The organism is Sphingomonas edaphi, assembly GCF_003583725.1.
Classification (GTDB): domain Bacteria; phylum Pseudomonadota; class Alphaproteobacteria; order Sphingomonadales; family Sphingomonadaceae; genus Sphingomicrobium; species Sphingomicrobium edaphi.
Genome location: NZ_QXTF01000003.1, coordinates 50362 through 66638, shown reverse-complemented (window position 1 = coordinate 66638; position 16277 = coordinate 50362). Strand labels below are relative to the sequence as shown.

Below are 16277 nucleotides of genomic sequence, written 5' to 3'. Positions count from 1 at the left end.
GCCGCGCCAGATGGGCGTTCGCCGGTCCAATTGCAAACCTAGCCCGGAGACGCGGCCGAGCCCGCGAGAAGTCCGCCATCTATGTCGAATTCCGACCCCGTGATGTAAGGGGCCTCGTCGGACGCCAAGAACAGACAAAGCGCCGCCACTTCTTCGACGGTCCCAAACCGCTTCAGCGGCGTATCGCGTACCAGCGCAGCCATTTTCGCTTCCCGGTCCGCCCCCTTGCCGATCATGGCATCCCAGATCGGCGTCAGGATCGCAGCAGGATGGATCGAATTGCAGCGCACCTTCATGCCCTGCTGCGCGCAATAAAGTGCGACGGATTTGCTGTGGTTGCGGATGGCCGCCTTTGACGAGGCATAGGCCGCGGCACCGGGGATTCCGACGAGCCCCGACCGCGATGACATGTTGATGATCGATCCGGTTCCGGTCGCCCGCATTGCCCTGATGGCGTGGCGACATCCCAGGAAGGTTCCGTCCAGATTGACCCGGTGAACCCGATGCCACTCTTCCAGGGTCGCATGTTCAGGATCATGGGGGCCCGGGCCATCTTCGAACCCGGTGATCCCGGCATTATTGACCAGCACGTCGAGCCGCCCGTGCGCCTCCAGCAGGTCCGTCATCACCCGATCCCAGTGCGCCTCCTCGCCAACGTCGAGCAATGCGGAACGGTGACGGGAACCGATGGCCGCGGCAACACGCTGCGCGCCCTCGCCGTCGACGTCCGTAACCCAAACCGTCGCGCCTTCACGCGCGAAGCATTTCGCGATGCCTTCGCCGATCCCCTGGGCGGCTCCGGTAACCAGCGCGATCTTGCCGTCCAGCCGTCCCATCTACGCCCTCTTTCCCGCTGCCGTCAGATCCGGCCCAAGCACCACATGAGCAGCGCCTTTTGCGCGTGCAGCCGATTCTCCGCCTCGTCCCATACGGCCGATTGCGGACCATCGATCACGGCGTCGGTAACCTCCTCGCCGCGATGCGCCGGCAAACAGTGGAGGAGGGTTGCGCCGGGAGCCGCGCGGGCCAGCATGGCCTCGTCCACCCGGAAACGCGCGAAAGCCTCGCGCCGATAATCCTCGTCGTCCTGGCCCATCGACACCCAGGTGTCGGTTACTACGACTTCCGCGCCGTCGATCGCCTCAACCGGATCCTCGGTGAAGAAAATATCGTCGCGCGTGCTGGCCATAGCGCACATGCCGACGTCGGGTTCGAACCGGTTCGGGGTCGCGACCGCCAGTTGGAAATGCATCAGCGCCGCCGCCTCGATCAGCGAATTGCAGACATTGTTGCCGTCACCTAGCCACGCCCAGCGGGTTCCAGCCAGCCGCGCCCGTGTCTCGATGACCGTCTGCATGTCGGCGAGCAGTTGGCAGGGATGCGACAGGTCGGTCAGCCCGTTGATGACCGGGACCGTCGCGTATTCGGCGAGTTCTTCGGCCTTTTGATGATGGTCGGTCCGAATCATGATGGCGTCGGCGAACCGCGAAAGGACGCGCGCGGTGTCGGCAATCGTCTCACCTCGGCCAAGTTGCGAACTGGAACCCTCCAGCACGATTGCGGAGCCGCCTAGCTGCCGCATTGCCAGGTCGAAGCTGACCCGGGTCCGCGTGCTGCTTTTCTCGAAAATCATCGCAAGCACGGCGCCGTCGAGCGGCCGATCGGCGTCGGGCTTGCCCTTTGGCCAGCCCGCACGCCGCTCCTTGCGCTCCATTGCCTCGTTGAGGATGTGCGCAATCCCCTCCCCGCCGACATCCGACAGGTTGAGGAAATGGCGGATCGTCATGCCGCTTCCGGCACGTCGTAATCGGCGGCGGCGGCAGACAGTCCTTCGACGAACTCGGCGATGTTCGCTTCATCGATGGTCAGCGGCGGAAGCACACGGACGACATTGTCGCCGGCGGCGACTGTAAGGATGCCTTTGGTGCGCAGGTAGCCGACGAAAGCGCGGCTGTCGGTCTTCATTTTGACGCCCAGCATCAGGCCCAGCCCGCGAACGCTTTCGAACAGATGATCGTGGTTCGGAATCATTTGCTCCAGCGCAGAGCGGAGTCGATCACCCATAGTGCGGACATGACTGAGGAACTCGTCATTGGCGACGACGTCGAACACCGCCTGGCCGGCCGCCATGGCGAACGGGTTCCCACCATACGTCGACCCGTGCGTACCGATGACCATGCCGCTCGCTGCCTTTTCGGTCGCGAGGCAGGCGCCCATGGGAAAGCCGCCGCCGATGCCTTTGGCTGACGCGAGGATATCCGGCTCGATGCCATAATGTTCGTACGCGTACAGCGCGCCTGTCCGCGCTACACCGCACTGCACTTCGTCCAGCACCAGCATCAGATCATGCTCGTCACACGCCTTGCGCAGCCCCAGCATGAATTCCTTCGACGCCGGGCGTATCCCGCCCTCGCCCTGCACCGGCTCCACAAGGAAGCCAGCAGTATGCTCGTCGATCGCACCTAACGCGGCCTCAAGATTGTCGAACTCGACCACGGTGAAGCCGGGCAAAAGCGGCGCGAACCCGTCGCGCAGCTTCTCCTGGTTCGTCGCGCTGATCGTGGCCATGGTGCGACCGTGGAAGGCGTTGCTGAAAGTGATCAGCGTATGCTTGTGCGGATTGCCCTTGGCATGATGATACCGGCGCGCGGTCTTGATTGCGCACTCGACCGCCTCGGCGCCCGAATTGGTGAAGAAGACCGTGTCGGCGAACGTCAGGTTGACCAGCCGCTGCGCAAACGCTTCGCCCTGAGGACTGCCGTACAGGTTCGACACGTGGATCAGCGTCGCGGCCTGCTCCTGCAGCGCCTTGGTGAGGTGCGGATGACCGTGGCCGAGTAGGTTGACCGCGATGCCGCTCGCGAAGTCCAGATACTTCTCGCCCTGCTCGCCATAGAGGTAGACCCCCTCACCCCGCACCGGCCTCACCTCGCAACGGGGATAGACGGGCATAAGCGGCGTGATGGCCATGGATTTCCTCATTTCAGCTCGATGGTATGGCGAAAGGCCGCCCCCCGGGACGACCTGCCGCGAGCCTATATCGCGGCGGTCGGACAAACGAAAGGGGCGGCCCCTTTCAGAGCCGCCCCTCCCTTGTCCCCACCCGGGTCAAATGCCGGAAAGGCTAGTCGTGGCGATAGCCGCGATCGTCTTCATAACGGTCGTCACGGCCGTCGCGGTCGCGATCATAGTAGTTGTTCTGGCCGTAGTAGCCGCCGTAACGGTTGCCATCGCGCGCATCGCGCTGGATGCGATATTCGAGGCGCTGGATACCGCGCTCGAGATTATACATCTCGCGCTGGTTCAGCCCGTTGCGCGAAGCGTAGCGCAGACGCTGCTCCAGCTGGCGTGATTCGGCGCGCAGGCGGCCGGCTTCCCGATTGCTCAGGATGTTGCGGCGGTCCAGCTGGACAATTCGCCGTTGCAGCTGGTCGATACGGACCTGCAGGCGGCGAACCTGGCCATAGTTGTTGTGATAGCCATAGGCATAGCCTTGCGGCGCGGGCGGCGCCCACTGCGCGGCGGCGGGAGCAGCCACGGCGATGGTCGAGGCCATCAGGGCGGCGGAAATGACAAACTTACGCATGGTTGCACTCCTTCGTGCGGTTGATGCCCCTCTTATGGACCCGGCGCCTTGATCGCGTGCTGAACGCGACCGTTATCCGCCGTTCACGGACCTTAACCGTTCAACCGACTGAAAAGGCTCAATTCTTGATTTTCCAGCCGCTTTTGAGGAGCGAATAGCAGACCGCGAAGAGCAGGATGTTCAGCAACAGCAGGCCGATTCCGCCCGCGTAAATGGGCGAGTCGGCTTCGCCAAGGAATCCGTGCCGGAACCCGGAAATGACGTAGAAGAAGGGATTGGCGTGGCTGATTGTCCGGAACGCCGGACTCAAGGCATCGACCGAATAGAAAGTCCCAGACAGCAGCGACAGCGGCGCAACGACGAAATTGGTCACGGCTGCCGCATGGTCGAACTTCTCGGCCCAGATCGAGGTCATCAACCCGAGGAACGCGAGCATCAGTGCTCCCATCAGACCAAACCACAGGATGGACAGTGGATGCGCGACACCGACATGGACGCCCGGCCAGATGGCCATGATCAGCCACACCGCGGATCCCACCAAAAACGCCCTCGTCACCGCCGCGCCGACAAGGCCGGTAATTAGCTCGCCAACCGACAGCGGCGGCATCAGATAGTCGACGATCGTTCCCTGCATCTTGCCGACCAACAGCGAGAAGCTGCTGTTCGCGAAGCTGTTCTGCAGCATGGCCATGACGATCAGGCCGGGCGCGATAAAATCGGCGAACGGGACGCCCAACACCGTCTTGCCTTCCCGGCCCAACGCCACGGTGAAAATGATGAGGTAGAGCAGCGTCGTTATCGCCGGCGCCCACACCGTCTGCATCTGCACCTTGAAGAAGCGACGCACCTCCTTGATATATAGGGTCGAAAGGCCGCCCCAGTTGACACCTTGCAGCGTCGGCTTGCCGGGTTCGCTTCTCATCCAGGAGGGAGTCTGGTCGTTCACGCGACAATCGCCTATCGGCTGGCGCAGCGGCACGCAACACGTACGGAGTTTTGAATTTCATGAGTTGGACCGAAGAGCGCATCGAGCGCCTCAAGTCGATGTGGGCCGATGGCTCGACCGCCAGCCAGATCGCGGAAGATCTTGGCGGGGTCAGCCGCAACGCGGTCATCGGCAAGGCGCATCGCCTCGGCCTCGAATCGCGCCCCTCGCCGGTGAAGGCGGGCGAGGAAAAGGAAAAGAAGGCGAAGGCTCCGCCGGCGCCGCGCGCTGCGAAGCCAACTCCGGTGCCCAAGCCTGTCCCTGCCGCGCCTGAACCACGCGCTGCCGAGGCAGAACCGCCCCGGCCCGTCGTCTCCGCCCCGGTCGAACCGGCCCAGGGCAAGCGTAGTGACCCCGGCGCAATCCAGTATCGCTCGGTCGGTCCCGGCGGCTTCATTCGCCAGGGGCCCGGCGACACGCAAGCGCCGATCCCGCCTGCGCCGCCTCGCCGCCTCGTGCCTGCCAAGCCGTCGGCCGAAGTCGCGGACAAGACCAGCCTGCTCGACCTCAACGACCGCGTCTGCCGCTGGCCGATGGGCCACCCGGGCGAGCCCGACTTTCATTTCTGCGGCAACCCGGCGAATCCCGGCTACCCTTATTGCGTCGACCACTGCGGCGTCGCCTACCAGGCGCAGCTGCCGCGTCGTGACCGCCGCCCGCCACCGCCACTCCCGTTCGGCGGACCGCGGGTCCGTTAAGCGCAAACTTCCAAGCCCCGGCCTTATCCGCCGGGGCTTTTTCTTGGCGCACCAACTTTATTTCGATAAAATTCGAAATGTTATTGACAGCACACCCGCCCAATGTCATTTCGAGAATCATCGAAATGAGGAGTGAGTCGTGCAACCATCGCAAGCCATTGATGCCCTTGGCGCGCTTGCCCAGGAACATCGCCTTGCGTTGTTTCGCCTGCTCGTCCAGGCGGGCGATGCCGGGATGGCCGCAGGAGCGCTCGCCGAGAGGCTGTCGATCCCTAACTCGTCGCTGTCTTTCCACCTCGCCCACCTCAATCGGGCCGGGCTGGTCGACCAGCGCCGCGAAGGTCGCTCGCTCGTCTATTCCGCCAACTATGGCGCGATGAACGGGCTCGTCGCCTACCTCATGGAAAATTGCTGCGGAGGCTCTGAATGCGCTCCCGGCGACACCCAGGAAAGGAAATCCGCATGAAGCGTCTTCACGTCCATGTCGGGGTTAACGACCTCGACCAGTCGATCCGATTTTACTCCACGCTCTTCGGCGCCGATCCGACGGTGACCAAGGACGATTATGCAAAGTGGATGCTCGACGATCCGCGCGTCAACTTTGCCATCTCTTCCGGCCACGCCGCCAAAGGGATCGAGCATCTCGGCATCCAGGCCGAGAGCAATGACGAACTTGCCGAAGTATATGGACGGCTGAAAGCCGCGGACCGGCCGGTGCTCGAGGAAGGCGCGACCACCTGCTGCTACGCCAAGAGCGAAAAGAGCTGGATTAGCGATCCCGACGGTATCGTGTGGGAGGCCTTTTTCACCAACGGCGAGTCCACCGTTTATGGCGACAGCCCGGAACTCTCGGCAGTCTCGGCGAATGCGGCCACGACCAACTGCTGCGCCCCGGCGGTCACCGCCCAGCCGTCCTGCAACTCCAGCTGCGGATAAGCCATGCAAATTTATGACGCGATGGCCCTTCGCGGCCCAGACGACTGGTCCGGCCCCACGCTACCCGCCATCGGCAACGCCGTGGCCAAGCTCCGCTGGATCAGCACGCCGTTTCGCTGGCACCGAAACACGGGCCGAGAGCTTTTCATGGTCATCGACGGCGAGGTCGACATGCACGTCCGCGCAGGCCCCGACGCGCCAGTCGATGTCGTCAACCTCACATCCGGCAGCATGGTCCTGATCGACGACGGCGAAGAACATGTCGCCTATCCTCGCGGCGAAGCCCGCATCCTGGTCGTGGAGCAGGAGCAGAGTGAATGAGCCCCGGGCCGCTTGCTCGGAGGCTAGCGGCGGAAGGGATTGGCTCATTCTTCCTTTTCGCCGGAGTGATTGGTTCTGGGATCATGGCCGAAGCGCTGGCAGGCGGGAACGTTGCCGTTGCGCTGCTGGGCAATACGCTCGCGACTGGCGCCATCCTGTTCGTGCTGATCGCAATGCTTGGCCCGGTATCGGGCGCGCATTTCAATCCTGCCGTGTCGCTCGTCATGGCGATGCGCCGAGAAATCGGCTGGAGCGATGCCGGTCTCTACCTTGCCGCCCAATTGGCTGGCGGCTTGCTGGGGGCGCTCGCCGCCCACCTGATGTTTGATCAGCCGTTGTGGCAGGTCTCGCTGAAGGCGCGGACCGGCGCCGGCCAATGGGCCGGAGAGTTCGTCGCTACGTTTGGCTTGATCCTGACGATTCTCGGCACCACCCGGCACCGGTCCAAGCTGGTTCCAGCTAGCGTCGCACTCTACATTGTCGCCGCCTACTGGTTCACCTCGTCGACCAGCTTCGCCAACCCGGCCATCACGATCATCCGCAGCCTCAGCAACAGCTTCGCCGGCATCGCGCCGGGCGACGTGCCGGCCTTCATCATTGCTCAGCTGGCCGGCGCGGCCCTGGCAGCATGGGTTAGTGGCTGGCTGTTCGACGAACGCGCCGCAAGTCCCGGGGAGGTACGCTCCCCGGGGCGCGGATAAGTCAGGCGTCCGCGCGTTCTGCCTGCGACTCGATCGTCTCGGTCGCGGGGGTGCTTCCGCCGATCTGAATCTTGCGAGGCTTCATCGCTTCGGGGATCTCGCGGACCAGTTCGATCGACAGCATGCCATCACTAAGGTCGGCGTCGGTAACCCTGATATGGTCGGCTAGCCCAAACCGCCGCTCGAACGAGCGGTTGGCGATGCCGCGATGGATGTAGTCGGCCTTGTCGTCGTCGACCTTCTTGCCGGTAACGATCAGCTGATTCTGCTGCGCGGTGATCTCAATCTCGTCGCGGCGGAAACCGGCCACGGCCAGACTGATGCGATAGCGATTGTCGTCCAGCTTTAGGAGGTCGAACGGCGGATAGTTCTCGCCGCCCTGCCCCGTCGCGCTGTTTTCAAGCAGGTCGAACAGCCGGTCAAAGCCGATGGTGGAGCGCCGGAATGGCGCAAAATCGAAAGCAGATCGCATGTCATGTCCTCCAATTGAGCAACTTACATGGGCGGGAGGCTGGCCCGTCGCGGGCCATTACATCCCGTCACCGGCCCCTGGTAGGCAACCGGCAACACTGATTTGGGATTTGGCAGACCCAATTCAAGTCGCTTGGCAACGCGCTTTCCGGGGCCTTATAGCGTTCCCCTAATGTCCGATCTTTTCGCTTCCGGTTCCGCGCCCGATCCATCCGACAACTACGACGCATCCGCCATCGAAGTGTTGGAGGGGCTGGAACCCGTCCGCCGTCGTCCCGGCATGTATATCGGCGGCACCGACGATCGCGCTCTTCATCACCTCGCCGCGGAAGTCATCGATAATTCGATGGACGAGGCGGTCGCCGGTCACGCCAGCCGCATCGAGGTCACGCTGGAAACAGGCAATCGCCTGACGGTCACCGACAATGGCCGCGGCATTCCGGTCGACCCGCACCCCAAATATCCGGGCAAGTCAGCACTGGAAGTCATCCTGACTACGCTGCATTCGGGCGGCAAGTTCGAGGGCAAGGCCTATTCGACCTCCGGCGGCCTGCACGGCGTCGGGGTCAGCGTCGTCAACGCGCTCAGTACCGAGACGATTATCGAGGTTGCCCGCGAGAAGAAGCTCTACCGGCAGACCTTCGCCAAGGGCGTTGCAACTTCTTCGCTCGAAGAAGTCGGTGCCGCGCCCAACCGCCGCGGAACCTCGGTCACCTTCACCCCCGATCCAGAAATCTTTGGCAAGGATGCCGATTTCAGCGCAGAGCGTCTCTACAAGCTGGCGCGATCCAAGGCTTATCTCTTCGCCGGCGTCGAAATCCGCTGGCGCTGCGATCCGTCGCTGGCCGCCGCGAACGTGCCTGAACAGGCCGTTTTCCAATTTCCTGGCGGCCTCGCGGACCATCTCGTCGAGCAATTGGGCGACCGCGAATGTGTAACCACGCCGCCGTTCGCCGGACGGCAGGATTTTCCCGACGGCCAAGGTAGCGCCGAATGGGCCGTCGCATGGCCGGTCTGGAGCGAGGGCTCCCATGAAAGCTATTATTGCAACACCATCCCGACGCCCGACGGCGGCACGCACGAAGCAGGCCTTCGCGCCGCGCTGACCAAGGGGGTGCGCGCATTTGGCGAACTGATCGGTAACAAGCGCGTAAAGGACATTACGCCCGACGATGTGTTCAACGGCGTCGAACTGATGCTGTCGGTCTTCATCCGCAATCCGCACTTCCAGTCCCAGACCAAGGACCGACTGACCAGCCTCGAGGCCGCGCGTTTCGTCGAGGCCGCCGTGCGCGACCATTTTGACCATTATTTAGCCGACAACATGGACCGGGGCCGGGCGTTGCTTGGCGCGATCCTTGAGCGGATGGACGAGCGGCTGAAGCGCCGCGCGGAGCGCGAGGTGAAGCGCAAGACCGCGACGTCGGCGCGAAAGCTCCGTCTGCCCGGCAAGCTCACCGACTGCGCGAATGACGATCCGCAAGGCACCGAGCTGTTCATCGTCGAAGGCGACAGCGCTGGTGGGTCGGCCAAGCAGGCGCGCGACCGCAAGACGCAGGCGATCCTCCCCATTCGCGGCAAGATATTGAACGTCGCCTCCGCCACCGCCGACAAGATCCGCGCCAACCAGGAAATCGCCGACCTCCAGCAGGCGCTCGGCTGCGGCATTCGCGACAAGTGGCAGGAAGATGCGCTGCGCTACGAACGCGTTATCATCATGACCGACGCCGACGTCGACGGCGCCCATATCGCGACGCTACTGATGACGTTCTTCTTCCAGGAAATGCCCGAGCTCGTCCGGCGCGGCCACCTCTTCCTGGCGCAACCGCCGCTCTATCGCCTCACGTCAGGCAGCAAGTCCGCCTATGCGCGCGACGACGCACACCGCGAAGAGCTGGAACGCACGGAGTTCAAGGGCAAGAAGGTCGAGGTCGCGCGCTTCAAAGGCCTCGGCGAAATGAACCCGAATCAGCTGAAGGAAACGACAATGGACCCAGCGTCCCGCTCGTTGATCCGCATCACGCTGCCGTCGGAGTATCAGGACCGGCAGCCGGTAAAGGACCTTGTCGAACGGCTAATGGGCAAGGACCCCGCGCCGCGCTTCCAGTTCATCCAGTCCCGCGCCGCGGCGCTGGATGAATCCGAAATCGACGCCTAGCCGCGCCCGATCCCGCGATAGGTTAGGCCGGCTTGTGCGGCCTCGGCGCGATCATAGATGTTCCGCAGGTCGACCAGCACCTTACCCTTCATGCGCCTGGCAAGGTCTTGAAGGTCTAGCGCGCGGAACTCGTCCCATTCGGTCACGACTACCAGCGCGTCGACGCCATCCACCGCCTGCTCGGCGGAGGCGGCATATTCGATCTTGGGCAGGACCTTTTCGGCCTGCTCGCGGCCAACAGGATCGAAGGCCACCACCGTGGCGCCGCCTTCGACCAGCTTCTCCACCAGCGGGATCGACGGCGCGTCGCGCATGTCGTCCGTGTTCGGCTTGAACGTCAGGCCCAAGACGGCGATGCGCCTGCCCTCGACGCTGCCGCCAAGCTCTTCACGAACCCGGTCGGCCATGGCCGCCTTGCGGCTGTCATTGACGTCGACCACGGTCGACACGATCCGCTGCTGAACGCCTTGCTCTTCGGCCGTCCGGAGCAGCGCCAGCGTGTCCTTGGGGAAGCAGCTTCCGCCATAGCCAGGCCCTGCGTGAAGGAATTTCGGCCCGATGCGATTGTCGAGGCCGATGCCCCGCGCCAGGTCCTGCACGTCTGCGCCAACCGCCTCGCACAGGTCCGCCATTTCGTTGATGAAGCTGATCTTGGTCGCGAGAAAGGCATTGGCGGCATATTTCGTGAGCTCGGCCGTCCGCCGGCTGGTGAACAGCATGGGCGCTCGGTTGAGGAACAGCGGCCGGTAAATCTCCGCCAGTGCGTGGCGCGCCCGCTCGTCCTCCGCGCCGACCAGGATCCGGTCCGGATGCTTGAAATCGGCAATCGCCGCGCCCTCGCGCAGGAATTCCGGATTGGACGCGACCGAGACGCCTTCCGGTGCACCTTTCTGCTGGAGCAGCGCCGCGATCTTGTCGCCCGTTCCAACCGGGACCGTCGACTTGGTCACCACGACGACCGGCTTTTCCAGGAGCCCCGCCAGCTCTTCGACTGCCGCGAAGACATAGCTGAGGTCCGCATGCCCATCCCCGCGCCGCGACGGCGTACCGACCGCAATGAACACGGCTTCCGCGTCCCTGACGGCCGCGCCAAGGTCGGTCGTGAAGGCCAACCGTCCGCGCTGCACGTTGGACTTCACCAGTTGCTCGAGACCCGGCTCCCAGATCGGCATCCGGCCGGCCAGCAACCCGTCGATCTTGCCCGCATCCTTGTCGACGCAGGTCACATGATGACCGAAATCCGCAAAGCAGGTGCCCGAAACCAGTCCGACATATCCCGTGCCGATCATCGCGATGCGCATTACTGCCCCTTAACCATCCCGTCGAAGATGGGCCGCATCTAGTCGGCTCCTCCCGCCTTGGCCAGTCTGCCCCATGAAGGCTTTACCGCGCCCCCGACCCGGCATTAAGCTGCCGCCTATGCAACGTCGGCTGCGCGTCATGTCCTCACCGCCCGGCGTGCTCCGGCAGAAAAGCCAGCTCAGTGCCTGGTCGCAGTTCGGCATTCGCATGGGCCTGCTGCTTGTGCTGCTGGCCTTCATCATCGCCGTCCATTGGATCGAGCGGGACTCGTTTCGCGACAATCTCGACGGGGAAATGAGCTTTGCCGACATCATCTATTTCACGATGATCTCGGCCACCACGACCGGCTACGGCGACATCGTGCCCGTCACCGAGCGCGCCCGCCTGTTCGACGCGCTGGTCGTGACGCCCATTCGCATCTTCTTCATCCTGATCCTCGCGGGCACCGCCTACACCTTCGTCATCAAGAGAACCTGGAACAACTGGCTTATGCAAAGGCTGCAAAAGACGCTGACCGGCCACATCATCGTCGCCGGGTTCGGCAATAGCGGGTCGGAGGCGGTGGGCGAGCTCATCCAGCGCGGCTTCGACCCCCGCCGCATGGTCGTCATCGACCAGAGCAATCCGGCCCTGGAAAGAGCGGAGGCGCTTGGCTGCATGGTGATGCAGGCCGACGCCACGCGCGATTCCACGATGGAGGCCGTCCGCGTCAGCGAGGCGCGCGCCGTCATCGTTTCGGCCGGCCGCGATGACACTTCCATTCTCATCTGCCTGACTGCCCGGCACCTTGCCTCAGCCGTCCCGATCAGCGTCGTCGTACGTGCCGGCGACAATGAATTCCCGGCCAAAGCGGCCGGCGCGACTACCGTCATCAACCCGGTCAGCTTCGCCGGCCTGCTGCTCGCAGGGTCGACCGAGGGCGCGGGCATTGCCGACTATATGGCTGACCTGGCCTCCGCCAGCGGCCGCGTTCGCCTGCACGAGCGGGAGATCGAGCCGTTTGAGGTCGGCAAGGCGCTCAAGGACGCCGCCGTCGGCGTTGGTCTTCGCATCCTCCGCGGCACCCAGTCGATCGGCTGGTGGGAGCCCGAGGCGGTCCGGCTGGAGGCTGGCGACCGGATCATCGAGATCATTCCCGATCACCTCTTCCCCCGCGTTCCTACCGTTTAGAGAATCGCTCCGCTGGCCCCTATGCAGGCGGGAGTCGCTTTTGCCGCAAAAAGCGTTATAGGGCAGCCGCTTCCCATGGCTACCAAACTACCCTCCCCGCCGCGCGTCGGCATGGTCTCGCTCGGCTGTCCCAAGGCATTGGTCGACAGTGAACGCATCCTCACCAAGCTTCGCGCCAACGGCTATGACATGTCACCCGACTACGCGGGGGCGGACGTGGTGCTGGTCAACACTTGCGGCTTCCTCGATAGTGCGAAGGAGGAAAGCCTCGAAGCGATCGGCGAGGCGATGGCCGAAAACGGCCGCGTCGTCGTCACTGGCTGCATGGGCAACGAGGCCGAGGTCATCCGCGCCCGTTTCCCCGACATTCTCGCCGTCACCGGACCGCAGCAATATGAGGCTGTCGTCAATGCCGTTCTGGAGGCCGCGCCTCCGGTCCCCAACGCCTACCTCGACCTGGTGCCGGAACAGGGGCTGAAGCTCACACCGCGCCACTACAGCTATTTGAAGATTAGCGAAGGCTGCAATCACCGCTGCGCCTTCTGCATCATCCCCTCAATCCGAGGCGATCTCGCCAGCCGCCGCCCCGACGCCATCCTGCGGGAAGCGGAGAAGCTGGTCGCGGCCGGCACCAAGGAATTGCTCGTCATCAGCCAGGACACCTCGGCCTATGGCGTCGACCTCAAATTCGCCTCCTACCCGCTGAAGAGTGGCGGTGAAGTTCGCGCCCACATGACCGACCTCGCGCGCGAGCTTGGCCGGCTTAAGACGCCCGAAGGCGACACTCCCTGGGTCCGCCTCCACTATGTCTACCCCTACCCCCACGTCGACAGCGTTATTCCGCTGATGGCTGAAGGGTTGGTCCTGCCCTACCTCGACATCCCTTTCCAGCACGCCAGCCCGAAGATCCTGAAGTCGATGCGCCGCCCTGCCAACGAGGCAAAGGTGCTGGAGCGCATCGCCGCCTGGCGCCTCGAGTGCCCGGAGATCGCGATCCGTTCCAGCTTCGTTGTGGGCTTCCCGGGCGAGACGGAGGAAGATTTCCAGTATCTCCTCGACTGGCTGCAGGAAGCGCAGCTTGACCGCGTCGGCGCCTTCCGCTTCGAACCCGTCGAAGGCGCCGCGGCGAACGCCCTGCCTGATCCGGTGCCCGAAGAGGTCAAGGAAGAACGCTACCAGCGCGTTATGGAACTGACCGCCCGGATCAGCGCCGAAAAGCTCGCTGCCAAGGTCGGCAAGACCATCGACGTGCTGATCGACCGCGTCGACGAACTTGCGCCGCCGTCGGAAGCTCCCGACCGCGGTCACTTCGATGCCCCCCACGCCGCGCATCATCATGACGTCGGTGCCACGGGTCGCTCGAAGGCTGACGCTCCCGAAATTGACGGTGAAGTTCACCTACGCGACGCCCACGGCCTTAAGCCCGGCGATTTCGTCAAGGTGCTTGTCGAAGAGGCGGACGAACACGACCTTTACGGCGTTCCCGCCTAGTTACACCTCTCCTCCAAGGGAAGGCCGAGGCGGGCACCGACTTACCGAAAGCGGCGCTGCTCAAACTATTCAGTGCCATGGCTTACAATCCGCTTGGCAAGAGCGCATACACAGCTGGCTACCAGTCGATTTTCGACGGTCCAAGGTTCTTACCAACCCTTTCTCCTTCGTGGACGTCTCCTAGCTGAGAACGGCCAATGTCGGCGCGTTCCGCAAGAAGGAATTCAGCATGGCCAACTTTGGCAAGATCACCACATTCGACGTCGCGAAGGGTGCCGGAATGATCCAGCCCGAAAAGGGCGGTAACCCGCTACGCTTCGAACGGAGCGCCTTGAAGTGGGACCGCTCGGATGACCCGTCGGCGGACCAACGCTTGACGTATGATGACGGCAAGGACGCCAACGGGAACGCCTGCGCCGTCAACGTCCAGCCAACTTAGTTTCGGGGGCCGGGCGGAGGGAAACCTCCGCCCGCATGCCGATCCAATGACCGCGCTCCATCAGTTCCGGATGTTCTTTACTGCGAAAGAAGAATTAGCGTTCCACGCCGCGAACAATCACGCGGCGGCCCCGCCTGTCCCCCCTTCCCTGATCGACGCTATTGAACGCTGGGAAAACGAAGGCGGTCAAATCTTGCTGCGGTTCAAGGCACTAAGATGATGTGACGTACGAGAAACCCTATATGGTTCGGAAGATTACGACAGAACGAACCAATAACGAGCTAGCGTCTGATCGTTCGGACGCGGCCACCTTCCTCGAACAATGCCGAAATTGGGACCGGGAAGGTGCTGGCCTGGGTCGACTTCCGCTACCGCTGCAATTGCACCGGCGACCAAATCGCTGGTGGCCCATAAGCGACCGCACGGCTTGCAGATGCGCGACGACATCAGTGGAACGTGACCTCGGGATCACCGAGTTGAGGCAGGAACTGAGCGAAGATGCGGCGCCGCGCTTGTCGATGAACTCGTCGAAGCGCTATCGACGAATGCATGACCGATTTCGCTACAATGCTCCATGCCGACCGCGGCGGTCCGGCGCACACCATCCATCTCGTTGACAAGAATAACTTTGGCGGATGGGCAAAGCGGCAGTCCACGTCGCGACGCGCATTGCTTGAGGCAGCGCGGTTCGATGGCAAGACGGGTTTCCAGTTCGCATTCCTCCCCGCTGAACAGGGCGACGGGTTCGACGTCGTCTCGGCAGTCGCAAACGTGCAGGAACTTTCGCCTTGGTGTCTGGCGCGGCTTGGCGAGGCGCTACCCGCCGGCCGATACCGGCTTGCCGAAGGTGAGCCGGGGCCCGCCATGCTCGGCTGGCTACTCGGGCAGCACCGGTTCACCGACTACAAGTCCAAGCCGGACCCTGACCGAGGTCCACGCGTGCTCCTGACACAGCAGGCCGCCGACATCGACGAGACGGTCGCCTTGGCCGAAGCGACGGTCATGGTCCGCGACCTCGTCGATACGCCCGCAGCCGACCTCGGTCCCGTTGATCTCGAGGCCGCCGCCCGAATGCTCGCAGATCGGTTCGGCGCCAAGGTTGAGGTCGCCGCAGGCGACGTCTTGGAACAGGGCTATCCGATGATCGCGGCCGTCGGCCAAGGTGCGATCCGCGAACGGGCGCCCCGCCTGATCGAACTGCACTGGGGTAAGAATTCCGACCCCCGGATCGCAATCGTCGGCAAAGGCGTCTGCTTCGACAGCGGTGGCCTCGACATCAAGCCAGCCGGCGGCATGCGCCTCATGAAGAAGGACATGGGCGGCGCGGCCCACGCGCTGGCGCTGGCCCACCTCGTCATGAACCTGAAGCTGCCTGTCCGGCTTCACTTGCTCGTTCCCGCCGTCGAAAACAGCGTGTCGGGATCGGCAATGCGCCCCGGCGACGTCATCGGCTCGCGAAAAGGGCTGAAGGTGGAGATCGACAATACCGATGCTGAAGGGCGACTTATCCTTGGCGATGCCCTGACCAAGGCTAGCGAGGGCGAGCCTGAGCTGGTGCTCGACTTTGCTACGCTGACGGGAGCAGCGCGTGTTGCGCTGGGTCCGGACCTTCCCGCCATGTTTGCCAATGACGAGGATCTGGCCCACGCGCTACAGGACAGCGCCAAGGCCGTGACCGATCCAATTTGGCGGATGCCGCTGTGGGACGGCTATGACGAAATGCTGAAATCGGACCTCGCCGATCTCGCAAACAGCGCGGACTCGCCGATGGCTGGAGCCGTGACGGCGGCCTTGTTCCTCCGCCGGTTCGTTCCCGACGGCACGCCTTGGGCACATTTCGACACCTTCGCATGGCGCCCGTCCCCCAAGCCCGGGCGTCCCAAGGGCGGCGAAGCCATGGGCCTGCGCGCGTCCTTCGACATGCTCAAGCGCCGCTTCACGGCGTAACGGTCCCGCACCGATCGGCCTAAGCGGCGGTATTTTCGTCCAATTTACCGCACGCTACGCAACTAAAGCTCG

At 63.6% G+C, this 16277-nt stretch carries 17 protein-coding genes; 10 read left to right on the top strand and 7 right to left on the bottom strand.

The features are described 5' to 3' along the window. Positions 1-38 precede the first annotated feature (38 nt). The 5 genes from D3M59_RS09565 to D3M59_RS09545 form a co-directional block, all read right to left on the bottom strand. A complete protein-coding gene (locus tag D3M59_RS09565; protein WP_119533443.1) occupies positions 39-836 on the bottom strand; it encodes a glucose 1-dehydrogenase in 798 nt (265 codons plus the stop codon). 23 nt (positions 837-859) lie between these two features. Beyond that, positions 860-1786, bottom strand: a complete 927-nt coding sequence (argF, locus tag D3M59_RS09560; RefSeq protein ID WP_119533442.1) for an ornithine carbamoyltransferase — start codon at positions 1784-1786, stop codon at positions 860-862. Then, complete coding sequence (locus D3M59_RS09555) at positions 1783-2970, bottom strand: aspartate aminotransferase family protein (protein WP_119533441.1); 1188 nt, start codon at positions 2968-2970, stop codon at positions 1783-1785. Before D3M59_RS09555 ends, argF begins: the two co-directional genes overlap by 4 nt. Positions 2971-3124: 154 nt before the next feature. Then, a complete protein-coding gene (locus D3M59_RS12100; protein ID WP_158581991.1) occupies positions 3125-3586 on the bottom strand; it encodes a hypothetical protein in 462 nt (153 codons plus the stop codon). 118 nt (positions 3587-3704) lie between these two features. After that, the gene (locus tag D3M59_RS09545) at positions 3705-4508 is read right to left on the bottom strand and encodes an ABC transporter permease (protein WP_119533439.1); all 804 of its coding nucleotides are present in this window, start codon (positions 4506-4508) and stop codon (positions 3705-3707) included. Between the two features lie 83 nt (positions 4509-4591). Here D3M59_RS09545 and D3M59_RS09540 point away from each other — a divergent pair, with 83 nt between their 5' ends. From D3M59_RS09540 to D3M59_RS09520, 5 genes are all read left to right on the top strand, one after another. Beyond that, the gene (locus D3M59_RS09540) at positions 4592-5269 is read left to right on the top strand and encodes a GcrA family cell cycle regulator (RefSeq protein ID WP_119533438.1); all 678 of its coding nucleotides are present in this window, start codon (positions 4592-4594) and stop codon (positions 5267-5269) included. Between the two features lie 139 nt (positions 5270-5408). Continuing rightward, positions 5409-5735, top strand: coding sequence for an ArsR/SmtB family transcription factor (locus tag D3M59_RS09535; RefSeq protein ID WP_119533437.1), 327 nt, complete (start codon positions 5409-5411; stop codon positions 5733-5735). Continuing rightward, complete coding sequence (locus tag D3M59_RS09530) at positions 5732-6205, top strand: ArsI/CadI family heavy metal resistance metalloenzyme (RefSeq protein WP_119533436.1); 474 nt, start codon at positions 5732-5734, stop codon at positions 6203-6205. The genes D3M59_RS09535 and D3M59_RS09530 overlap by 4 nt, the downstream gene beginning before the upstream one ends. A gap of 3 nt (positions 6206-6208) precedes the next feature. Further along, positions 6209-6526: a cupin domain-containing protein gene (locus tag D3M59_RS09525; protein WP_119533435.1), complete on the top strand. Its 318-nt coding sequence runs from the start codon at positions 6209-6211 to the stop codon at positions 6524-6526. After that, positions 6523-7227 carry an aquaporin gene (locus tag D3M59_RS09520; RefSeq protein ID WP_119533434.1) on the top strand — a complete coding sequence of 235 codons (705 nt, stop codon included), beginning with the start codon at positions 6523-6525 and terminating at the stop codon, positions 7225-7227. Before D3M59_RS09525 ends, D3M59_RS09520 begins: the two co-directional genes overlap by 4 nt. A gap of 1 nt (position 7228) precedes the next feature. On the opposite strand, the gene D3M59_RS09515 is transcribed toward D3M59_RS09520, so the two are convergent. Then, entirely contained in the window at positions 7229-7699 is a 471-nt protein-coding gene (locus D3M59_RS09515) for an Hsp20 family protein (RefSeq protein WP_119533433.1), read from the bottom strand. 171 nt (positions 7700-7870) lie between these two features. Between D3M59_RS09515 and parE the strand changes: the two genes are divergently transcribed. Continuing rightward, positions 7871-9856, top strand: coding sequence for a DNA topoisomerase IV subunit B (gene parE / locus D3M59_RS09510; RefSeq protein WP_119533432.1), 1986 nt, complete (start codon positions 7871-7873; stop codon positions 9854-9856). Here the strand turns inward: parE and D3M59_RS09505 are convergent. Continuing rightward, a complete protein-coding gene (locus tag D3M59_RS09505; protein WP_119533431.1) occupies positions 9853-11157 on the bottom strand; it encodes a UDP-glucose dehydrogenase family protein in 1305 nt (434 codons plus the stop codon). The genes parE and D3M59_RS09505 overlap by 4 nt on opposite strands. A 118-nt stretch (positions 11158-11275) precedes the next feature. Here D3M59_RS09505 and D3M59_RS09500 point away from each other — a divergent pair, with 118 nt between their 5' ends. From D3M59_RS09500 to D3M59_RS09480, 4 genes are all read left to right on the top strand, one after another. Next, the gene (locus tag D3M59_RS09500; RefSeq protein ID WP_233543221.1) at positions 11276-12328 is read left to right on the top strand and encodes a potassium channel family protein; all 1053 of its coding nucleotides are present in this window, start codon (positions 11276-11278) and stop codon (positions 12326-12328) included. Between the two features lie 75 nt (positions 12329-12403). Beyond that, a complete protein-coding gene (rimO, locus tag D3M59_RS09495; protein WP_119533430.1) occupies positions 12404-13819 on the top strand; it encodes a 30S ribosomal protein S12 methylthiotransferase RimO in 1416 nt (471 codons plus the stop codon). Positions 13820-14048: 229 nt separating this feature from the next. Next, positions 14049-14258 (top strand): cold-shock protein, encoded by a 210-nt coding sequence (locus tag D3M59_RS09490; RefSeq protein WP_119533429.1) that lies wholly within the window; start codon positions 14049-14051, stop codon positions 14256-14258. Positions 14259-14807: 549 nt separating this feature from the next. After that, a complete protein-coding gene (locus D3M59_RS09480; protein ID WP_119533427.1) occupies positions 14808-16205 on the top strand; it encodes a leucyl aminopeptidase family protein in 1398 nt (465 codons plus the stop codon). Positions 16206-16277: the final 72 nt, after the last annotated feature.

What these genes read in the sequence shown, in the direction of transcription:
- D3M59_RS12100 (WP_158581991.1), bottom strand. Translation starts at nt 3,586, where the DNA reads ATGCGTAAGTTTGTCATTTCCGCCGCCCTGATGGCCTCGACCATCGCC.
- D3M59_RS09490 (WP_119533429.1), top strand. Translation starts at nt 14,049, where the DNA reads ATGGCCAACTTTGGCAAGATCACCACATTCGACGTCGCGAAGGGTGCC.
- argF (WP_119533442.1), bottom strand. Translation starts at nt 1,786, where the DNA reads ATGACGATCCGCCATTTCCTCAACCTGTCGGATGTCGGCGGGGAGGGG.
- D3M59_RS09500 (WP_233543221.1), top strand. Translation starts at nt 11,276, where the DNA reads ATGCAACGTCGGCTGCGCGTCATGTCCTCACCGCCCGGCGTGCTCCGG.
- D3M59_RS09545 (WP_119533439.1), bottom strand. Translation starts at nt 4,508, where the DNA reads ATGAGAAGCGAACCCGGCAAGCCGACGCTGCAAGGTGTCAACTGGGGC.
- D3M59_RS09505 (WP_119533431.1), bottom strand. Translation starts at nt 11,157, where the DNA reads ATGCGCATCGCGATGATCGGCACGGGATATGTCGGACTGGTTTCGGGC.
- D3M59_RS09480 (WP_119533427.1), top strand. Translation starts at nt 14,808, where the DNA reads ATGACCGATTTCGCTACAATGCTCCATGCCGACCGCGGCGGTCCGGCG.
- D3M59_RS09530 (WP_119533436.1), top strand. Translation starts at nt 5,732, where the DNA reads ATGAAGCGTCTTCACGTCCATGTCGGGGTTAACGACCTCGACCAGTCG.
- D3M59_RS09555 (WP_119533441.1), bottom strand. Translation starts at nt 2,970, where the DNA reads ATGGCCATCACGCCGCTTATGCCCGTCTATCCCCGTTGCGAGGTGAGG.
- D3M59_RS09520 (WP_119533434.1), top strand. Translation starts at nt 6,523, where the DNA reads ATGAGCCCCGGGCCGCTTGCTCGGAGGCTAGCGGCGGAAGGGATTGGC.
- D3M59_RS09540 (WP_119533438.1), top strand. Translation starts at nt 4,592, where the DNA reads ATGAGTTGGACCGAAGAGCGCATCGAGCGCCTCAAGTCGATGTGGGCC.
- D3M59_RS09525 (WP_119533435.1), top strand. Translation starts at nt 6,209, where the DNA reads ATGCAAATTTATGACGCGATGGCCCTTCGCGGCCCAGACGACTGGTCC.
- parE (WP_119533432.1), top strand. Translation starts at nt 7,871, where the DNA reads ATGTCCGATCTTTTCGCTTCCGGTTCCGCGCCCGATCCATCCGACAAC.
- D3M59_RS09515 (WP_119533433.1), bottom strand. Translation starts at nt 7,699, where the DNA reads ATGCGATCTGCTTTCGATTTTGCGCCATTCCGGCGCTCCACCATCGGC.
- D3M59_RS09565 (WP_119533443.1), bottom strand. Translation starts at nt 836, where the DNA reads ATGGGACGGCTGGACGGCAAGATCGCGCTGGTTACCGGAGCCGCCCAG.
- rimO (WP_119533430.1), top strand. Translation starts at nt 12,404, where the DNA reads ATGGCTACCAAACTACCCTCCCCGCCGCGCGTCGGCATGGTCTCGCTC.